The 19,857-nt window shown below is 47.7% G+C and carries 14 protein-coding genes; 6 read left to right on the top strand and 8 right to left on the bottom strand.

All coding sequences use genetic code 11. The annotated features are described in order from the left end of the window. Window positions 1–174: 174 nt before the first annotated feature. Window positions 175–3,114 (bottom strand): TonB-dependent receptor, encoded by a 2,940-nt coding sequence (locus EJV45_RS14285; RefSeq protein ID WP_129716512.1) that lies wholly within the window; start codon window positions 3,112–3,114, stop codon window positions 175–177. Window positions 3,115–3,314: 200 nt separating this feature from the next. On the opposite strand from EJV45_RS14285, the gene EJV45_RS14280 reads away from it, so the two are divergent. Genes EJV45_RS14280 through EJV45_RS14270 form a run of 3 tightly spaced genes read left to right on the top strand, consistent with a single transcriptional unit; the run spans window position 3,315 to window position 7,135 of the window. Beyond that, entirely contained in the window at window positions 3,315–5,744 is a 2,430-nt protein-coding gene (locus EJV45_RS14280) for a penicillin acylase family protein (protein ID WP_129716510.1), read from the top strand. A 2-nt stretch (window positions 5,745–5,746) separates the two neighbouring features. Beyond that, entirely contained in the window at window positions 5,747–6,103 is a 357-nt protein-coding gene (locus EJV45_RS14275; protein WP_240755290.1) for a hypothetical protein, read from the top strand. Between the two features lie 48 nt (window positions 6,104–6,151). Next, a complete protein-coding gene (locus EJV45_RS14270) occupies window positions 6,152–7,135 on the top strand; it encodes an acyl transferase (RefSeq protein ID WP_370291413.1) in 984 nt (327 codons plus the stop codon). A gap of 51 nt (window positions 7,136–7,186) precedes the next feature. On the opposite strand, the gene tyrS is transcribed toward EJV45_RS14270, so the two are convergent. Continuing rightward, window positions 7,187–8,473 (bottom strand): tyrosine--tRNA ligase, encoded by a 1,287-nt coding sequence (tyrS, locus tag EJV45_RS14265; protein WP_129716508.1) that lies wholly within the window; start codon window positions 8,471–8,473, stop codon window positions 7,187–7,189. A gap of 223 nt (window positions 8,474–8,696) precedes the next feature. Between tyrS and EJV45_RS14260 the strand changes: the two genes are divergently transcribed. The 3 genes from EJV45_RS14260 to dapA are packed head-to-tail and all read left to right on the top strand — an operon-like array spanning window position 8,697 to window position 12,367. Beyond that, entirely contained in the window at window positions 8,697–9,389 is a 693-nt protein-coding gene (locus tag EJV45_RS14260; RefSeq protein WP_129716506.1) for a hypothetical protein, read from the top strand. 30 nt (window positions 9,390–9,419) lie between these two features. Next, window positions 9,420–11,435 carry an NAD-dependent DNA ligase LigA gene (gene ligA, locus EJV45_RS14255; protein ID WP_129716504.1) on the top strand — a complete coding sequence of 672 codons (2,016 nt, stop codon included), beginning with the start codon at window positions 9,420–9,422 and terminating at the stop codon, window positions 11,433–11,435. A 53-nt stretch (window positions 11,436–11,488) separates the two neighbouring features. Further along, window positions 11,489–12,367 (top strand): 4-hydroxy-tetrahydrodipicolinate synthase, encoded by an 879-nt coding sequence (gene dapA, locus EJV45_RS14250; protein WP_129716502.1) that lies wholly within the window; start codon window positions 11,489–11,491, stop codon window positions 12,365–12,367. 79 nt (window positions 12,368–12,446) lie between these two features. On the opposite strand, the gene EJV45_RS14245 is transcribed toward dapA, so the two are convergent. The 6 genes from EJV45_RS14245 to murC form a co-directional block, all read right to left on the bottom strand. Continuing rightward, window positions 12,447–12,629 carry a histone H1 gene (locus EJV45_RS14245; RefSeq protein WP_129716500.1) on the bottom strand — a complete coding sequence of 61 codons (183 nt, stop codon included), beginning with the start codon at window positions 12,627–12,629 and terminating at the stop codon, window positions 12,447–12,449. Window positions 12,630–12,893: 264 nt separating this feature from the next. Next, window positions 12,894–14,135, bottom strand: coding sequence for an aminotransferase class I/II-fold pyridoxal phosphate-dependent enzyme (locus tag EJV45_RS14240; protein WP_129716498.1), 1,242 nt, complete (start codon window positions 14,133–14,135; stop codon window positions 12,894–12,896). Window positions 14,136–14,279: 144 nt separating this feature from the next. Beyond that, window positions 14,280–15,920, bottom strand: coding sequence for a cell division protein FtsZ (gene ftsZ, locus EJV45_RS14235; RefSeq protein ID WP_129716496.1), 1,641 nt, complete (start codon window positions 15,918–15,920; stop codon window positions 14,280–14,282). Between the two features lie 129 nt (window positions 15,921–16,049). Continuing rightward, on the bottom strand, window positions 16,050–17,405 hold the full coding sequence (ftsA, locus tag EJV45_RS14230) for a cell division protein FtsA (RefSeq protein ID WP_129716494.1): 1,356 nt from the start codon (window positions 17,403–17,405) through the stop codon (window positions 16,050–16,052). Window positions 17,406–17,425: 20 nt separating this feature from the next. Beyond that, window positions 17,426–18,511, bottom strand: a complete 1,086-nt coding sequence (locus tag EJV45_RS14225) for a cell division protein FtsQ/DivIB (protein ID WP_205942393.1) — start codon at window positions 18,509–18,511, stop codon at window positions 17,426–17,428. Next, on the bottom strand, window positions 18,504–19,856 hold the full coding sequence (gene murC, locus EJV45_RS14220; RefSeq protein ID WP_129716492.1) for a UDP-N-acetylmuramate--L-alanine ligase: 1,353 nt from the start codon (window positions 19,854–19,856) through the stop codon (window positions 18,504–18,506). The genes EJV45_RS14225 and murC overlap by 8 nt, the downstream gene beginning before the upstream one ends. Window position 19,857 lies beyond the last annotated feature (1 nt).

Here is a 19,857-nt window from a genome sequence, read left to right as displayed (position 1 = left end):
GTAAAAGTAACACTTACTTTGGAAATGCCTGTGCCTTCCCCGCATCGAATATAGATAATATGCAACGGAAGTCCAATGCAGCTCGTTGTTATCAGCCGGCAGGCTAAAGATGTGCCGTCAAACGCGAACCCGAAAACAAAAAAGCCCCTTTCGGGGCCCTTTGTAAACGACCTGTTAAGGATTAAAAGTCAGTGACAGATAATAAATGGCGCCTACGGCCGGGTTGCCGAAAGATGTCGTGTAGTATTTGTTTGCTATGTTCGATCCGCCAAGTTTCAGAACCGAATTAACTGAAGGGATACGGTAGTTGATCTGGGCATCGAGCGTTGCGAAAGACGGTACAAGTCCGCTTCCGAAGGTTGAATTCCAGTAGAACTGATCCTGCCAGCGGTACTGTGCATTAAAACCAACATTTTTTATGATTTCTTTCCCCCCTACACCCGCGTTGAAGCGCCATTCTGGTGTGTTAAAGGTATTCAAAAGGCCAGCCGGAATATCCCCGATCTTGTTGTAAGAAGTATTCGCGTTGAAGCTGAACTTTCCGACAAGGTAGTCGAGGCCGAGTGCAGCACCATACGCATTTACGTCGCCGCCGATATTAACGGGAACGTTGTATTTGATTGGCGACTGCAGACCGGTCGGATCAGCCGGTGTTACGTTTTTTTGAAAAAGCTCTACCGCCCCGATAAAGTCATTGTAGGTATTATAGTATCCGTACACATCAACAAGCAGACTCCTGTCAATCAACCCCTTGTAACCGAGCTCAAAAGATTGCACACGTTCAGGGCGCAGGCCTTCAGGATCAAATGTATATTCCCTGCCGTTAAGCCTGGTCAGGTCGCCAACACCTGTAGGTGAGGTGGCCGCGGTTGCCGCATAGGCGCGATAGTCGTCTGCCACATACCCCCGGTTGGTGTTCAGGTTGTACTTATTGATAAATTCAGGAAGCCCGCCGATAAGCCGCGTTGATCCGCCCGCCACAGCCAGATCAATATACTGTTCCTGGGTTGTCGGGTTACGGAAACCGGTTTGATAGGACGCCCTGATATTATTGTTTGGCGCCACGGTATAGACACCTGTTACGCGGGGCGTAAAGCGGCCTTCAAAATTCTGGCTTTTGTCGAAACGGCCCGCAATAGTCAGCTTAAGTTTTTCATCAAACATCTTTTTGCCGAGCTGACCAAAGGCACCATATTCCTTAATAGTGAGTTTCCGGTTCAGGTCGTCGAAAATAGTACCGTCTGAGCGGAGATCATATAACCGGTATGATGCCCCCAGCTGTAACTCGACTACCTTGTTCAGCGCGTTTGTCAGGTTGTACATCCCTTCATAGTGATACAGGTTGGTTTTGTCATTGAATTTGGCACCATTTGCCGGTCCGATTGTCCGTTTTGTAATTGCCTCTTTCGCCAGATTAAAGCCCGATGAACCGGGAAGAAGCCGGCCCTGGTCTGCCAGACTTCTGGCTGCCGTGTGTGCCGCTTCTTCTGACACACCCTGTGCGCGCGCGCCTGAATACGCCAGGGTATATTGTGCAAACCAGCCCGCTGTTGGATTAGCCGGGTTACTGCTTGGTTTCCAGGCTTCGTTAATAAAGGTTCCCAGCAGTGTGGCGTTGTAGGCGTCGCCGGAGCGCTCCTGGGTGGTATAACCTTTCAGGTAAAAATCCTCACCCCTTAATTCAAGTTTGTATTGCCCGATGCTGAAGTTTCTGAGCGAATACCGGTCTGTACCCGTGTACACCGACGTTCCCGTACCCCAGTTTGCCTGTGCGATGGCCTGAATGGTGTTCGTAAATTTATAATGAACGGCTGTCGAGGTTTTTAATGAAGATGTGTTGTAGTCAACCAGGTCTGCTTCGTTATACCCGGTACGCGATACAGCCTGACTTGGGGTTGTACCTCTGTTCAGGCTATACATGACGCCCAGCAGCGGTGCCAGCTGTGGCAGGGCCGGTCTGAGCGCAGCAAACTGCGGGTTTGTATTGATCACATTGATGATACCGCCGTAGTTAAGGCCCGGGATGGCGAGCAGGTTATTAAAGGCGCCATACGCAGCGGGCTGCTGCGCCGCAAAGCCCGCTACCAGCTGCCGGCTTACACTCTGGAGGTTGGCGTTAATTTCATCTCCGTAAACATTCACTCCGTCATAGTTCGGATCAGATGACCGGTCGCCCGACTTAAGTTGTCTCCCCGTGCGATCAAAGTTCCTGGTATCAGTACCGTACCAGTCACGTGCCTGCAAAAACGAAAAGGAGGTTTTTATACCGAACTTGTTGTTCCAAGCCTTTGCCAGGCGCACGTCGAGCTGATTAAACGGTTGTGTGCTCACGTTGCCATCATTGACATGGTTGATGCCGGTTTTATATTGAAAACTTGCTCCCTGGTAATCAAAGGGATTTTTGGAAGTCATAAGTAACGTTCCGTTGATTCCGCCGGCACCATACAATGCAGATGAAGCGCCTGGAAGCAGTTCTACATTTTCCACATCAAGTTCGGTCATGCCTACGATATTGCCCACAGAAAAGTTAAGACCCGGCGCCTGATTGTCCATACCGTCTACAAACTGATTGAAACGGGTATTGCCATTCGAATTGAAACCGCGTGTGTTTACAGATTTAAAGGTGAGGCTCTGGGCGCTCATCTCCACCCCTTTTATATTGTTGAGTGCGTCGTAGAAAGATGGCGCGGGAATATCGCGGATTGCTGCCACACCGATACGTTCTATACTTACCGGCGATTCCAGGATGCGCTCGGGCGTTCTGGATGCAGATACCACAACATCCTGACCGAGCATATTCACTGCCGTTTCAAGCTGAAAAACAAGGCCGGATGCGCTGCCGGTAAGGTCGCGCTGCTGGGTACCGTAACCAATATAAGAAACAACCAGGGTATAAGGACCTTTCTCAGCGGTGCTGAAAGAAAACCTTCCGTTCGCGTCTGTAGACGTGCCGGCATTCTTTCCTCTTAAGATAACGCTAACGCCGGGCAGTGCCTCTCCCGTTCCTTTGTCTGTGACCGTTCCGCTGATGGTCACATTTTGCGCGCTGCCCCGGGAGAATCCGGCGCACAGCACAACTAACACAAGTGCCAGCCGTGTAAATATTCTGCTCATAACTTAGATAATTTATTGAAAATTTGGTTGATTCTTCCATAAACTTAACGTTATTTTCAAAAGAAACAAACTATGTTTGCATAATATTCGATCAGCCTGCTAACCGAAGATTCTCCTGATCAGCCTCATATCTGAAGATAGCGATCGTCTGAATTTGATATTAGAAAGATTTTGTCGAAGTTTAACATCCAACCTCTTTTATGAACAAGTTAAAGGCTTTATTGTGCATCATCGCTCCGGTACTTCTGGGCCTCATTTTTCATATCAAGATCGGCGATCTGCCGCCGGTATTGAAGTTTCTGAACCCGTTCACAGGGTTTTGGCAGAACGCCGAAAATACTTTCGTAAAGAAGCATAAACGGGTGCGCATTCCGGGCGCAAAAGCGCCTGTCGACATTCTGTTCGATGAGAAGATGATTCCGCACATTTTTGCGCAGAACGACCATGATCTATACCTGGCACAAGGTTATGTTACGGCCATGCACCGCTTATGGCAGATGGACTTTCAAACCCGCTTTGCTGCGGGCCGCATTTCTGAAGTTGTTGGCGACAAGGCCGTTGAGGTAGATCGTTACCAGCGGCGCATGGGCATGTATTATGGTGCAGAAAACAGCCTGAAAGGAATGATGGCCGATCCAAAAAGCAGGGAAATGATCTTAGCCTATACTGAAGGAATTAATGCTTACATCAAATCCCTGCATCCCTCACGTTATCCGCTTGAATACAAGCTCCTTGATTTCAAACCCGAACAGTGGACGCCGCTGAAATGTGCCCTGCTGCTCAAACAGATGTCGGCGGTGCTGGCCATGGGCTCAGACGAATTCTACATGACCAATATTCTAAAAAAATATGGCCCCGAAATCACTGCTGACCTTTTCCCCGACTACCCCTTTCGTGAAAGCCCGATCATTCCTGAAGGCACGAAATGGGATTTTGATCCGCTGAAGGTGCCGGCTGTTCCTGAAAATGCGATGAACCCTTTGGCTGCGAACGTAAAAACCCGCCAAAAGCAAGATGGTATAGGATCAAACAACTGGGCCATTTCGGGCAGCAAAACCCGCTCAGGTTATCCGATTCTTGCAAACGATCCGCACCTTGATCTTACGCTGCCATCAATCTGGTATCAGATCCAGCTGCACGCTCCCGGTATCAATGCCTATGGTGTGTCGCTGCCTGGTGCGCCCGGCATCGTGATCGGCTATAACCAAGATATTGCCTGGGGTGTAACGAATGTCGCTGCAGATGTTCTGGATTTTTATCAGATCAGATTTAAAGACAGCACGCACCGTGAATATTGGCATGATGGCAAATGGAAAGCAACAACCAGGCGAATTGAAAAGATTTTGTTTCGTGGCGGCGACGCTGAATCAGATACGGTAATTTACACCCATCACGGTCCTGTCGTCTATTTTAAAAAGCCATCATATTCGAAAACAGCAAATGTTTCTGAAGGCGCCGCGCTGCGGTGGATCGCTCACGACCGATCAAATGAACTGATGACATTTTACAAACTGAACCGGGGGAAAAATTACAATGACTACCGGGAGGCCCTGACCTATTATACGGCTCCTGCACAGAACTTTGTCTTTGCAAGCAAGGATAATGATATCGCCATTACTCCCAATGGAAAATTTCCGCTGAAGTGGAAAAACCAGGGTAAGTTTATTCTCGACGGCAGCGACAAGCGGCATGACTGGCAGGGTTGGATCCCGGCCGACCAGAACCCTACGGTTAAAAATCCCTCCCGCGGATTTGTCAGTTCAGCCAACCAGTCATCAACAGATAAAACATACCCATATTACATCAATTGGGAATTTTCTGCAACTGAACGCGGCCGGCGGATCAATGCGCGCCTGGCCGCCATGAATAAGGCTACGCCGGATAGCATCATCAGCATGCAGACAGATAACTACAGCCTGCTTGCCGAAAAACTGCTCCCTGCTATTTTGCCGATGATCGATCAGCCCGACCTCAACGCTACGCAAAAGGAAGCTTACGCGACTTTAGACAGCTGGAATAAAACTTACGCATCCAGAGAGATTGCGGCCAGCATCTTTGAGCTTTGGGTCAAAAATCTAAATACAGCGATCTGGGAAGATGATTTTACGTTTGATGGTCTGCCGATGCGTTATCCATCTCGGGATCGCACACTGGAGATGATTCTGAACGAGCCGAATGCACGCTGGTTCGACGATACCCGGACGCCAAAAACCGAAACATTAAATTTTCTCTGCAATCAGACTTTTAAACAGACGGTAGACAGCCTTGAAAAGACATACGGCGCGATCGGCCGCAGCTGGCAATGGGGTTATATAAAGAACAGCCATGTTCCTCACCTGGCCAAAATTCCCGGTATGGGATCGCGTTTGTTATTTACCGGCGGGTCAAAAAGCACCATCAACGCGCTCGGCGAAACAAATGGCCCTTCCTGGCGCATGGTTGTTGAGCTTGGTAAAAATCCAAAGGGTTATGGAATCTTTCCCGGCGGTCAGTCAGGGAACCCCGGAAGCAAGTTTTACGACAACATGATCGGCACCTGGGCGGCAGGAAAACTCGACGAGTTGCTCTTCCTGAACTCGCCCTCAGATGGAAAAGAACATATCATCAAATACATGAAAATTACGCGCTAAACATGATCATATTTATCGTTGTTATAATCGCCGCCTACCTGCTGCAAATGGCCCTCCCCTGGTGGATCATTATCGTTGTCAGTTTTATCACCTGCGGCTTGATCGGAAAAACTGCAAAAGTCTCGTTATGGGGTTCATTTTTTGCCATCTTCTGCCTTTGGTCGGGTTACGCGGTATTTGAGAGTTTACCGAATCAGCATATGCTGGCCAACCGGGTTGCCGAAATGTTTGGCGTAAAGGTCTGGTGGGCCCTGGTGCTGCTAACAGGTTTTCTGGGCGGCTTCGTTGCTGGTGTGAGCGGGTTCTGCGGCCATCATTTCCGCAAGGCCATGCTGGCAAAAAACCAGGCCGCTGAATAAAATCAGCGGGAGCGCGCCGCCTCTGTCTGGATTTCGTATTTTTGCTGTGTGAATATTTCTCCCGAACTGGTTTTAACAGATCTGGATGCGGCCGCATTCGAAACACAGTGCCTGGCCATCTTTCGTCGGCAGGCATCAGGTTGTGCCGTATACAGGGAATATATCAGTCACCTTGGTATTAATCCTGCGGCAATTGTCAGAAGTGACGACATCCCTTTTCTGCCCATTGGTTTTTTTAAAACGCACGAAATAAAAAGCGCAGATGCTGCCGCCGCAATCGTTTTCACCAGTTCAGGGACAACGGGTATGGTGCAAAGCAGGCATCCTGTTACCGACCTAAGTTGGTACAAGCAAAGTTACCTGCAGGCTTTCAGGCGGTTTTACGGCGATCCCGGAGATTTTTGTATACTGGCATTGCTGCCCGCCTATTTGGAACGGGAAGGCTCATCGCTGATTTATATGGCAGATGACCTGCTAAAAAAAAGCAGGCACCCGCTAAGCGGCTATTTTCTTCACAATCATACAGAACTCGCTGCCGCCCTGCAGGAATTAAAGTTATCCGGTCAGAAAACCATCCTGCTTGGGGTAACGTATGCCTTGCTCGACTTCATAGAAATTTATCCCACAGACTTTCCAGACCTCATCGTCATGGAAACGGGTGGTATGAAAGGCAGGCGAAAGGAAATGGTGCGCGAAGAATTACATGAAACACTTTGTGCAGGTTTCGGCGTACAAGAAATTCATAGCGAATATGGCATGACAGAGCTGTTGTCGCAGGCCTATTCTCCAGGCCAGGGGCGGTTTTTTTGCCCGCCATGGATGAAGATCCGGCTGCGCGATACAAATGATCCGCTCTCACCTGTACAGTCCGGCAAAACTGGCGGTATCAATGTGATCGACCTGGCCAATATTAATTCATGCAGTTTTATAGCTACCCAGGATCTGGGGCGCCTTTATCCTGATGGCTCGTTTGAGGTGTTGGGGCGTTTCGATCACGCTGATATCAGAGGCTGTAATTTGCTTGTTCAGTAAACCTTCGAGGTTTTAGGAAACCTCGAAGGTTTTAGGAAACCTCGAAGGTTTCTATTCGACCACTATCAGGTAGTAGTTTTTCTTTCCTTTTTGCACAAGCAAAAACTCCCCGTTAATCAGGTAGTCTGTCGAGTAAGTGGTAGCAAGATCAGACACCTTCAGCCTGTTTATAGCGATTCCACCGCCCTGAATAAGTTTTTTTGTTTCCCCTTTTGATGGAAATATATTTGTTTTCTCTGCGAGCAGACTCAGCACGTCAAGACCATCCTGCAACTCAGTCTTCGCAAGGCTGAATTGGGGCACGCCTTCAAAGATCTCCAATACCTGTTCACGTTTCAAGCCTGTCAGAAAATCGGCAGAACCATTTCCAAACAGGAATTCTGAAGTCTTCAATGCGGTTTCCAAAGCGTCTTCAGAGTGCGTACGGATGGTGATATCAGCTGCAAGTGCTTTCTGCAATACACGCAGGTGCGGGGCAGCATTGTGTTCTTCCTCGAGCGCTTCTATTTCTTCTTTCGGCTTCAGCGTAAAAATACGGATCCAGCTTTTTACGTCATCATCAGATGCGTTAAGCCAGAACTGATAGAATTTATAGGGTGAAGTTTTTTCCGGATCAAGCCATACCGCACCACCTTCGGTTTTGCCGAATTTGGTTCCGTCAGACTTCTTGATCAGTTTGGTAGTAAGGGCAAAGGCCGTCCCCTGATCTTTGCGCCTGATCAGCTCCGTACCCGTCACAATGTTTCCCCATTGATCAGAGCCGCCCATCTGAACAATACAGTTATGGTGTTTCCAGAGGTAATAGAAATCATAGCCCTGCACCAGCTGATAGCTGAATTCGGTAAATGACATGCCGGTATCGCCTTCCAGCCGTTTCTTCACGCTGTCTTTAGCCATCATGTAGTTCACTGTGATGTGTTTGCCTACCTCGCGTATAAAGTCGAGAAAGGCAAACCCTTTAAACCAGTCGCCGTTATTTACCATAACGGCGCCATTGCCGGCATCGTCAAACTGGAGAAATTTTGATAACTGTTTTTTGATGCCATTCAAATTATGCTGAACGGCGGCCTCATCGAGCAAATTACGTTCATCCGACTTTCCTGAAGGGTCACCAACCATTCCGGTGGCGCCACCCACAAGTGCATATGGTTTATGGCCTGCGGTTTGGAAGTGAATCAGTGTCATGATCTGCATCAAATGACCAACATGCAAGGAATCAGCTGTGGGATCGAAGCCAATATAACCTGAGGTCATACCTTCATTCAGTTTCTCCTGTGTATTGGGCATGATGTCATGGAGCATGCCTCGCCAGCGCAATTCTTCTACAAAATCAGTCATCGTGAATTTTTTTGCTGCAAAGATAGGGATTTGCAGGTATTTTAAACGCTGGATGACCGGCGCCATCAAAACCACCTAACCCGTTCAGCTTCAGCTCCGGAAACAATGCGGAGATAAATTTTGCCTGTTTAAAGATAAAATTATTCATGACGCTGCTGCTTTCAAAGATAATTCCCGGCAGGTGTTTTTTAGCTGCTTGTGTTAAATATTCGTATTTTACGACATGAATTTTTTGTCGCATTTTTACTTTGACCGCAGTCATTCCGAACCCTACCGGGCGATGGGTACCGTACTGCCGGACCTTCTGAAAAACGCGGCCAAAGGCGCCAATATTCATCCGGAAAAAATGCCGGGGCGTTACACAACCGAAAGCGAGATTGCTCTGCTGACAGGCTGGAACCGGCACCTCGCTGTAGACAAATACTTTCACTCTTCCGATTTTTTTACCGAAAAGACCGGTCAGCTGAAAGCGTTGTTAAAACCCATCACAGCAGACGGGCCTGTTCGCCTCTCTTTCCTGGCACATATTGCGCTCGAACTTCTGCTCGACCACCTGCTAATTGCAGAAAATATGGTAAGCGTACAGGCGTTTTATAAGCAGCTGGAGCAGGCTACCGGCGACCCGCTCGATGATTTTCTGGAGAAAAGTGCCTTCCGCGAAACCGGAGCTTTCCGCGACTTTCTGAAGGGTTTCCTTTCAAGCCGCTACCTGCTGAGTTATCAAAAAATTGAAAATATTACCTACGCCCTGAACCGAATTTGCATGCGATTGTGGATCCAGCCGTTCGCTGCAGATAAATTACCGCTGCTGGACCAGCAGCTCGAGTTGTACAGTGGTATCCTCCGTAACGACTTTTTAGAAATTTTTACACAGACAGGGCTTTACCTTGCTCAGGCTTCGCCTGATAAAAGTTGAAGCACACCGCAAACTTAATATCTTTGTCCCATGTCAAACGCTGCCGTACAGGAACAAATGGATGCGCTCGTAAAGGAGCTGAACCAGCATAACTATAATTACTACGTCTTGGCCATGCCTACCATTGGCGATTACGAGTTTGACAAGAAACTGGAAGAGCTTGCGCTGCTTGAAAAAGAGTATCCTGAACTTGCCGACCCAAATTCACCAACACAGCGTGTTGGCGGTGACATTACAAAAAACTTTCAGACGGTTAAACACCGGTACCCCATGCTTTCGCTGGGTAACACCTATAATGAGCAGGACCTGCGCGATTTTGATGAACGTGTACGCAAGGCAATCGGCAATGACTTCCAGTATGTCTGCGAGCTTAAATTTGACGGGCTTTCGATCAGCCTTACGTATGAGAACGGCAAACTGCTGCGCGCGGTAACACGTGGCGATGGCAGCCAGGGCGATGATGTAACAACGAATGTAAAAACCATACACCGCGTGCCCCATCATGTTAAAGGCAGCGATATTCCCGGGGTTTTCGAAATACGTGGTGAAATATTCATGCACCGGGCCGCTTTTGACAGGCTAAACCGCGAACGCGAGGCGCTTGGAGAGGTTCCTTATGCAAATCCACGCAACTTTGCTTCAGGCACAGTCAAGCTGCAGGATTCAAAAGAAGTCGCCCGCAGGCCGCTCGATTGTTTCCTCTACTTTTTATACACCGACAAACACGAATTTAAAACGCATTGGGATAGCCTGCAGGTGGTGGATAAATGGGGTTTCCATGTTTGTGAACACAACCGGCTTGTCAATAACATCGATGAGGTACTTGAGTTTGTGCACAAATGGGAAAAGGACCGGCATCACCTGAGCTACGAAATAGATGGAATTGTTATCAAAGTAAACAATTATGCACAGCAGCAGGAGCTCGGCTTTACGGCAAAATCACCGCGCTGGGCAATATCCTATAAATATAAGGCAGACGAGGTACAGACTGAACTGCTGGCGGTTACCTACCAGGTTGGCCGGACCGGAGCAGTGACCCCGGTAGCCAATCTGAAGCCTGTACTGCTGGCCGGCACAACGGTTAAACGCGCAAGCCTCCATAACGCAAACGAGATCGAACGGCTTGACCTGCATGAACATGATACTGTGTTTGTAGAAAAGGGTGGCGAAATCATCCCGAAGGTAATTAAGGTTAATCCGGACAAAAGGCAGCCCAATGCACAAAAGATCGTTTATCTGACACATTGCCCTGAATGCAATACCGAACTGGTGCGCAAGGAAGGTGAGGCCGTACACTACTGTCCGAATGACGAGGCCTGCCCGCCACAGATCGTTGGTAAGATCCAGCACTTTATCGGCCGCAAGGCGATGAACATTGATGGGCTGGGCGATGAAACAATTGAAGCTTTTTACCGGAAGGGATTGGTAAAACATATCAGCGACCTGTATACCCTGCACGACAAACCTGAAGAATTACACAAGATAGAGCGATTCGGCGAAAAATCTATTCAGAACATGCTTAATGGCATTGAAGAATCAAAGAAAATGCCTTTCGAAAAGGTGTTGTTCGGGCTTGGTATCCGGTATGTTGGCGAAACAGTGGCGCGAAAGCTTGCGGCAGGACTCAAAAACATTGAACGGCTTTCGACAGCGAGTATAGCAGACCTGATTGCCGTAGATGAAATCGGAACCAGAATTGCCGAAAGTATTGTAGAATACTTCGCAAAACCCGAGCATATACAGCAGATTGCGCTGCTAAAGGCCGCAGGACTGCAGTTTGAAATTGAAGAACGCACAATTGTTCTTCAAAGCGAGCAGTTAAGCGGAAAAACATTCGTAATTTCGGGCGTTTTTGAAAATTTTGACCGGGAAGAACTCAAGACAATGATCGAAGCTAACGGTGGAAAGATTTTGAGCGGTATTTCCGGCAAACTTGACTATTTGGTCGCTGGCGATAATATGGGTCCATCAAAACTTGAAAAGGCTACAAAACTTAAGATCCCGATCATCACAGACACGGTCTTGCTTGAAATGATCGGTAAGTAGAAACGCATTTAACACAGGGACTAAACGTCCCATATATTCAGATAATCAGTAGAATGAACAGATTTCATGGTACGGGTGTAGCTTTGGTTACGCCCTTCAATGCAGATGGAACGGTCGATTTCGAAGGGTTAAAAAACCTGATCGACCATGTTGTAGACGGAGGTGTAGAGTACCTCGTCTCTTTAGGAACCACAGGCGAAACAGCCACATTGAAGAAGGACGAAAAGAAGAAGATCTGGGAATTCACTGCAGAAGTAAACAACAATCGCGTGCCGCTTGTCGCGGGAATCGGCGGCAATGATACAATGGCCGTAAGCGAAGACCTCCGCTCCTTTGAATCTTCGGGCTACAGTGCTATTCTTAGTGTCAGTCCGTATTACAGCAAGCCCACACAGGAGGGAATTTACAAACACTACCAGTACCTCAGCGAACATACGCCGCTTGACCTGCTGTTATACAACGTTCCCGGCAGAACGTCAAGCAACATGAGCCCCGAAACGATTTGCAGGCTCGCCAGCGATTTCAGCAACATCATTGGTGTAAAAGATGCTTCGGGAAGTTTTGATCAGTTTAATCAGATTCTGCGCGATAAGCCGGAAGAGTTCCTGCTGATTTCAGGAGATGACCCGGTTACCCTGCCTATGATTGCGCTGGGTGCAGCCGGCGTAATATCTGTCATCGCTAATGCCGTTCCGCGCCAGTTCTCTGATATGGTCCGTTTTTGCCTTTCAGGCGATTTTCAGTCAGCGCGACCGGCACATCTTAGCCAGGTGGAATTTACCCGGCTCTGTTTTGCAGAAGGCAACCCCGCGGGCGTAAAATCAGCGCTCAAAACCCTTGGAATATGTGGTGATACGGTGCGCCTGCCGCTTGTAAGCGCCACCGAGAAGCTGAGTGCTGATCTTGCTTCGGCACTACAAAAAGTAAGCTAGCCTTAAAACAGGCATTCAGCATATTGAAAACAAAAAAGCCCGGAAATTCCGGGCTTTTTCTATGGATTGAATCAGGAAACTACTTCGCAGCTTTGTTTTTTGATTCCTGAACCTCAAGGCGGATAGCTTGTGCCAGGTTTTTAAGATCCTGCATGCCTTTACGTACGCGGGTTCCCGCTGCACTGTTAGCTTTGTTGTAGAACTTGTCTGCATCTGCTTCCAATGAAGCTACTAAATTTTTTACTTCTTCAAATTTTTTCATCGTTAAGTACTCCTTTTAGTTTTTTATTTAAGGTTTGGATTAATACGCTTTTACTAATGTATGATGTTTAGCGAAATAAAAAAATTTTTGCAAACAGAAAAAAATGCCCTCCAGACGGTTTTTTTCCACATTTCAACCATTTATAAACACCTGATCTTCAGCACAGAAGAGGCAAACGATTGATTTACAAAGTTTTAAAAACGATAATCCACAAAAAAAGCCCCTCAGGCAGCCTGAAGGGGCTTTTTTTATAACTTTTAACCGTTACGCTACGGCAAATTTGTTTTCTCTATAATAGCCGCTCTGCAACTTGGCAGACACCTCGCTGAATGCATCAAGGGTACGCTGAACATCTTCCCGGGTATGTACAGCTGTAGGGATTAGCCGCAGTTCGATCATGCCTTTTGGGATTACCGGATAGACCACGATCGAGCAGAAGATACCATAGTTTTCGCGAAGATCCATAGTCAATGCAGTAGCTTCAAGTAACTCGCCCTTCAGAAAAACCGGAGTGACCATGGTATTGGTTACTCCCAGGTCGAAGCCGCGTTCACGCAGTCCCTCCTGCAGGCTCGTTGCGATATCCCACAGTTTCTCACGAAGCTCGGGTTTACTTTTCAGCAGCTCAAGCCGTTTGATCAGACCAATTACCATCGGCATAGGCAAAGCCTTTGCAAAGGTTTGCGACCGCATGTTGTAGCGCAGAAAATTGGTAACTTCTTCGCTCGAAGCCACGAATGCACCAATTCCGGCCATTGATTTCGCGAAAGTACCAAAATACACGTCCACGCCATCAATACAATCCTGCGCTTCATGTGTACCCGCACCTGTTTTACCCATGGTACCAAAACCATGCGCATCGTCAATAAGAAGACGGAAATTAAATTCAGATTTAAGCGCAACCAGTTCCTTGAGTTTACCCTGCGCTCCTGACATACCAAATACACCTTCAGTAATCACCAGGATACCGCCGCCGGTGGTTTCAACCAGCTTGGCAGCGCGCTCCAACTGTTTGCGCGCGCTTTCAATATCGTTGTGTTTATACACGAACCGCTTACCCATGTGCAGACGAAGACCATCAATGATACACGCATGCGATTCGCCGTCATAAACCACTACATCATTTCTGTCTACAAGCGTATCAATAATCGAAACCATTCCCTGGTAACCATAATTAAGAAGGAATGCATCAGGCTTACCGACAAAGGCTGCAAGCTCCTGCTCCAGCTGCTCATGATACTTCGAATTTCCTGACATCATCCGCGCACCCATCGGGTAGGCCATTCCAAACTGTGCAGCAGCTTCTTCATCGGCCTTACGCACCTCAGGGTGGTTGGCAAGCCCGAGATAATTATTCAAACTCCATACAAGATGTTCCTTCCCGCGAAAATTCATGTGCGGGGCAATCTCCCCCTCCAGTTTAGGAAACGAAAAATACCCATGAGACCATTTTTGGTGCTGACCAATCGGCCCCATGTGTTTTGCGATTTTATCGAATATATCCAATGTATTGTATTTTAATATTTTTTGCTGCAAAGTTAACGCTAATTGCGTTTAATATCAACTAATGGACCACGTAGCCAGTATTATGCCAAAAAAGCCCCATCAGATTGCATCTTTGGGGCTTTTTGTATGTACTCAACATGTTGGTTAATCTACGTTGTCATGAAGGAACGAGTTATTGGGTCTGATCTCTGTAGAACCATCCTCGTCATTACTGAGCGTAAAACGTGAAACCTGCGATTCAGATGAATGCTGAACCTGCTGAAGCTGCATCTGTTTACGCTTGTAAGCTGGCTCATTCTCCAGTTCCTGCAGACCATTGCTGGTACGAAGTTTCATACTAAGATCCTTAAGACGCAGAATACGTTCTTTTGATTTGCGCAATTGCTCTTCGATCGAATCATCGTTTTTATCATCGTCAAGACCTATAACAGGTTCCGGAGCCGCCTGAACCTCTGGTTCATCCTCAACTGTTGCAATCGGTTTCTCAAAGACAAACTCTGTTTCTGCGGTTTTAAGCTCAAACTCAAATGCCGGTTCGTTCGCCTCATCATTCTGAGGCTCCTCTTCGATCAAACTATGGCGAATGATCTGCGGCGTACTTTCAACTGCAGGCTGAACTTCGGGGCGCTTATTAAACATGCCGCCAAAAAGATCTGCCTGTTTGATCTCTTCTTTGGCTTTAAGCTGGATTTCCTCGTTTTGAGGGGTTTCTTCCTGCCTTGGCTGAATGAAAGAGTTAACGGGCTCTACAGGGCGTACAAGCGGCGCCTCTTCCGGCGTGAGCAGGGATATTTTCTTTTTGTTACGTTCTTCTGAGGCACGTTCTTCCTGAGTCTGGAACCCGGTGGCAATGATTGTTACCGAAAGTTTTTCTTCCAGTAATTCATCCTGGCAGTTACCCCAGATCAGATCGGCTGAAAGTCCGGCTTTTTCCTGGATGTAGTCTGTGATGATTGAAACCTCATCCATCGTTACTTCCTTGCTGCCAGAACTGATGTTCAGCAGGATATACCGTGCGCCTTCAATCTCGCTGTCTTTTAGCAGCGGCGAAGCAAGAGCGCCTTCAACGGCACGCAGTGCGCGGTCTTCGCCTTCGGCTGCGAAACTACCCATGATGGCCACGCCGCTTTCTTTCATAACGGTACGAACATCTTTGAAGTCGACGTTTATATAACCGGGAACGGTGATGATTTCAGCAATTCCTTTTGCAGCGGTTGTTAAGATATCATCTGCCTGGCCAAAAGCTGATCCCAACGTCAGGTTTCCAAAGATCTCCCGCAGGCGGTCGTTTGAAATGACCAGGTATGAATCGACGTATTTTTTTAATTCATCCAGACCTTCTTCTGCCTGCATGCGGCGGCGTTTTCCTTCAAACGAAAAAGGTGTGGTTACTATCGCCACGGTCAGAATATCAAGTTCTTTTGCTGCCTTGGCAATGATCGGGCTGGCGCCTGTTCCGGTGCCGCCGCCCATTCCGGCTGTGATAAACAACATCTTGGTCGTATTGCCAAGCATAGCCTTGATGTCGTCAATGTTTTCAATTGCAGAATTTTTTCCCACTTCAGGCATTGAACCTGCACCCATCCCTTCAGTCAAACTGGCTCCTAACTGCACTTTGTTTGGAATCGGGCTTAACTCTAAAGCCTGGGCATCAGTGTTACAGATAATGAAATCCACACCGTTTATACCAGACAGATACATGTGGTTCACCGCGTTGCCTCCACCGCCCCCAACACCAATTACTTTGATGATGGACGACTTATCTTTTAACATTTCAAACTGCATAATATTAGGTATCAGTTATTTAAATTTGTGATTTCGCTTTCTATTCTTAGACGTAATATTAACATTTTTTTCACATGCGTTTTCCACAAGTGTTAACAATGTGGAAAACTTACCGCTTGTGGAAAATTGCTACGGACGGATATAGTCCGAGTCGCTTACATCCATGTCGTCTTGTATAAAACGTGTCGTTTTGGCAAGTAGTTTATCAAACAGTCCGTTACGCTTTGCTTTTTCCTTTTCAACGACAGGCTTCTGAACATATACACCTGGCTGTTTCATCTCTTCCAGCAGGTCTTCTGCCTTTTGGATGCCTTTAATCAGCAGGCCAACACTGGTTGCATACATCGGGCTTTTCAGATCGTCGTATACGGCTTTGCTCATTTCTTCATACTTAGAAAGGTGCTCGTTTGGGTAACCAACGCGGCAGTCAAGACCGGTTACATATTCAACAAGCTGAGACAGGTGTTTGAGCAGGGCACCCCCGCCGGTAATAACCACACCGCCGATCAGTTTTTTCTCGTAACCAGACGATTTGATTTCATAATACACATGTTCAATGATCTCTTCCATTCTGGCCTGGATCACATAAGCCAGGTTTTTAACGGATATCTCCTTTGGTTCCCTGCCCCGCAGACCCGGAACGCAGATGATCTCATTCTCTTTATTTTCCTCAGCAAGTGCAGAACCAAACCGGGTTTTCAGCAGCTCGGCCTGGTTACGCATCACCGAGCAACCTTCGCGGATATCTTCAGTTACGCTGTTACCCCCAAAAGGAATGACAGCGGTATGGCGGATAATCCCCTCATGGAAGATGGCAATGTCTGTGGTACCGCCACCAATATCGACCAGGGCAACACCGGCTTCTTTCTCTTCTTCGCTCAACACCGATTCTGAGGATGCCAGTGGTTCCAGGATCAGTTCCTGAGTCTGTAAGCCGGCATTGCTTACACATTTCATGATGTTCTTGATGGCTGTAACCTGACCGGAAATGATATGGAAATTCGCTTCAAGACGAACACCAGCCATGCCAATCGGGTCTTTAATACCAGGTTCGTTATCTATCGTGAATTCCTGCGGAAGGACATGAATGATTTCCTCGCCCGGAGGCATAACCAGTTTGAACATGTCGTCGATCAGCTTATCAAGGTCTTTCCTGCTGATTTCGTTATTCAGCTCGCGGCGCGTGAGAATGCCGCGGTGCTGTAAACTTTTAATATGCTGTCCGGCTATACCGACATTTACTACGCGTATTTCCACGTTTGATTGTGCGCTCGACAGTTCGACGGCCGCAGCAATTCCCTGAACGGTTTTCTGGATATTCGACACCACACCCCTTGTTACACCGGCCGACTCAGCTTTACCTATGCCGAGTACTTCAATTTTGCCATGCTGCGTTCTACGCCCCACGATAACGCAAATTTTCGTAGTACCGATATCGAGTCCGACTACGATAGGAGATTGTTGGTTAGACTTTGCCTTTTCCATATATGTGATCAGTTGTTGAGTTAAATCTTAGTTTGTTTGTTGCCGGTTTTGTTGTCATTGCCGGCAGGCTTACCCGATGCCGCTTTCTTTGCAGCATCTTTTTTTTCGGTGCCCTTTTGGGGCGCTGCCGGTGCATTGCCGCGTGTTTGGCTGCTACCGTCTTCACGGGGTTGCGCGTTTGCTATTACCGGGCGCTCGGCCGGTTTTTCTGCATCTTTTGCTACCTCATCCAGGATTGTTTTTTCGACAAGTTTATCGATCACATCCCGGCTTACCCTAGCACTGTCTGCCGGGCTCAGCGGACGCACCGGCTTAACAAATCCGGAATCGCCTTTGTTTTTCTCACAGACGATCTGGTTCGTATATTTTATACTGATGCTTTTGTAGGTATCCCAGCCAACTTTAGGCATGGCATTTTTATAAAAGATCAGCAGGTTATTCATCTTTACATCAAGCGAATCTGCATTGCCAAGAATAATCCTTTGGTTGCCTACACGCGGAATCATGGTGATATCGTTGCGTTCATCTACCACCAGCTGCTCGATCTGGGCATCCCACAGCGTATCCTTTTTAAGATACAGCGCAGTCTCGTAAAGATCGCGGGCCAGTTTGCTGCGCAGGGTATCGGGTTTGCCGCCAAAGTGCTCGCGGATGTTGCCGGTAGCGACCAGCACATGTGCTGTAAAATTTGACGAAACCGGCATTTTCAGACCATCCTTATCAATGTAATAATCCTGGCCGCCCACATTAATGATACGCAACACCGGTTGCCGCTGATTGATCTCAATATGGATAACACCGTCCATATCTGCGTAGACCTTTGCAAAAGCGATGTAAGGATTTGACTGGATGTTTTTTTCAATACGGTTGAGGTTGATGTCTTGCAAAACCCGGCCTATCAGGATGCCGTTGCCGTCTTTAATAATCTGGTCAATCTCTTCGCGCTCAATAAAGTTATCTGCCCCAGGGATCAGGATGTCTACGTTCGTACACCTTAGCTCTTTCTTTTTAATGCCAATAAAACTCATGAGCGTGACTGTTCCGCCCAGGCAGATCAGCCAGAATAAAGTCAATCCGATCAGCCTCCAGTTTATATTTTTAAGCATGGTCCAGCAGTGTTTTAAGGGGTTCGACCAAAGTATCTATATCACCTGCGCCGACGGTTACAAGCAGTTCAGGTTTTGATGTTGCCAGTAATGCAGTGACATCCTTTTTCTCAGCAAGTCTTTTCTCAGGTCCGCTGATCATGTCCAGGAGCCACCCTGAGGTTATTCCCTGTATAGGCAATTCCCTCGCGGGATAAATGTCAAGCAGGATCAGCTCGTCAACGGTCGAAAGCACCTCAGAAAAACCTGCCGCGAAGTCGCGTGTACGGCTGTAAAGATGCGGCTGAAATACAGCCGTCAGTTTGCGTTGCGGATACAACTCACGCAGCGCCGCAAAACATGCCCTGAGTTCTTCCGGGTGATGCGCATAGTCGTCTATGTAAATACATTCCGGCCGGACCACATGGTATTCAAAACGCCTTTTTACACCCTTAAAGTTTTCCAGCGCGGCCCTGATTTTTTCTGCCGAAATTCCTAGTACACGTGCTACAGCAATGGCGGCGGTTACGTTCTCAACATTATGCCTTCCTGGCAGCCGGCAGCTGATATTTTCAATAACACCTTTCTCATCAGCATAATTGTAGACAAAAGCGCCCGCTGATACGCGGATATTTGTTGCCATCACGCTGGCATCAGTACCGATGCCATATGTGCTCCCTTTCAAAGGCAATCCGGATTTGACGAACAACTGTCCTCCGGCTTTAAGCTGCGCTGCAAACAGACGGAAAGATTCTTCAAGGCTGCCTGCATCACCATAGATGTCAAGGTGGTCAGCATCCATAGACGTGATCACGGCTATACTCGGGCTCAGCGTAAGGAATGAGCGGTCATATTCGTCAGCTTCCACAACCACAACATCGTTTTCGCCGTAAAGCACATTTGTATTGTAGCTTGCAGCTATACCACCTAGAAATGCCGTGCAGCCAAATCCGCTGTCGTGCAGGATATGGGCGATCATGGAAGAAGTAGTCGTCTTGCCATGGGTGCCCGCAACAGCTATACAAAACATGCCGCGGCTAATGATTCCCAGCACCTCAGAACGTTTGTGAATGACGAAACCCCGGGCGTTTAAATAATTTAGAATGGCTGAATCTTTTGGAATGGCGGGTGTGTAAACAACAAGTTTATCCGAACCCGGCTGTCTGAACCCTTCAGGCACTTCGTCAGCCGCATCTGTATAGGTAATGCTTAGCCCTTCGTTTTCGAGCGCGGTTGTCAGTGTCGTGCAGGTCTTGTCGTACCCGTAAACCCTTACGCCCCTTTTGGAAAAATAACGTGCAAGGGCGCTCATACCGATACCACCGATACCCACGAAAAACGCTTGTGTTATTTTTTCCAGTTCCATA

The sequence above is a fragment of the Pedobacter sp. SYP-B3415 genome (assembly GCF_004138205.1).
Lineage (GTDB): Bacteria > Bacteroidota > Bacteroidia > Sphingobacteriales > Sphingobacteriaceae > Pedobacter.
The sequence above is the reverse complement of the archived record's forward strand: the minus strand, read 5'-3'. Positions and strand labels throughout refer to the sequence as shown.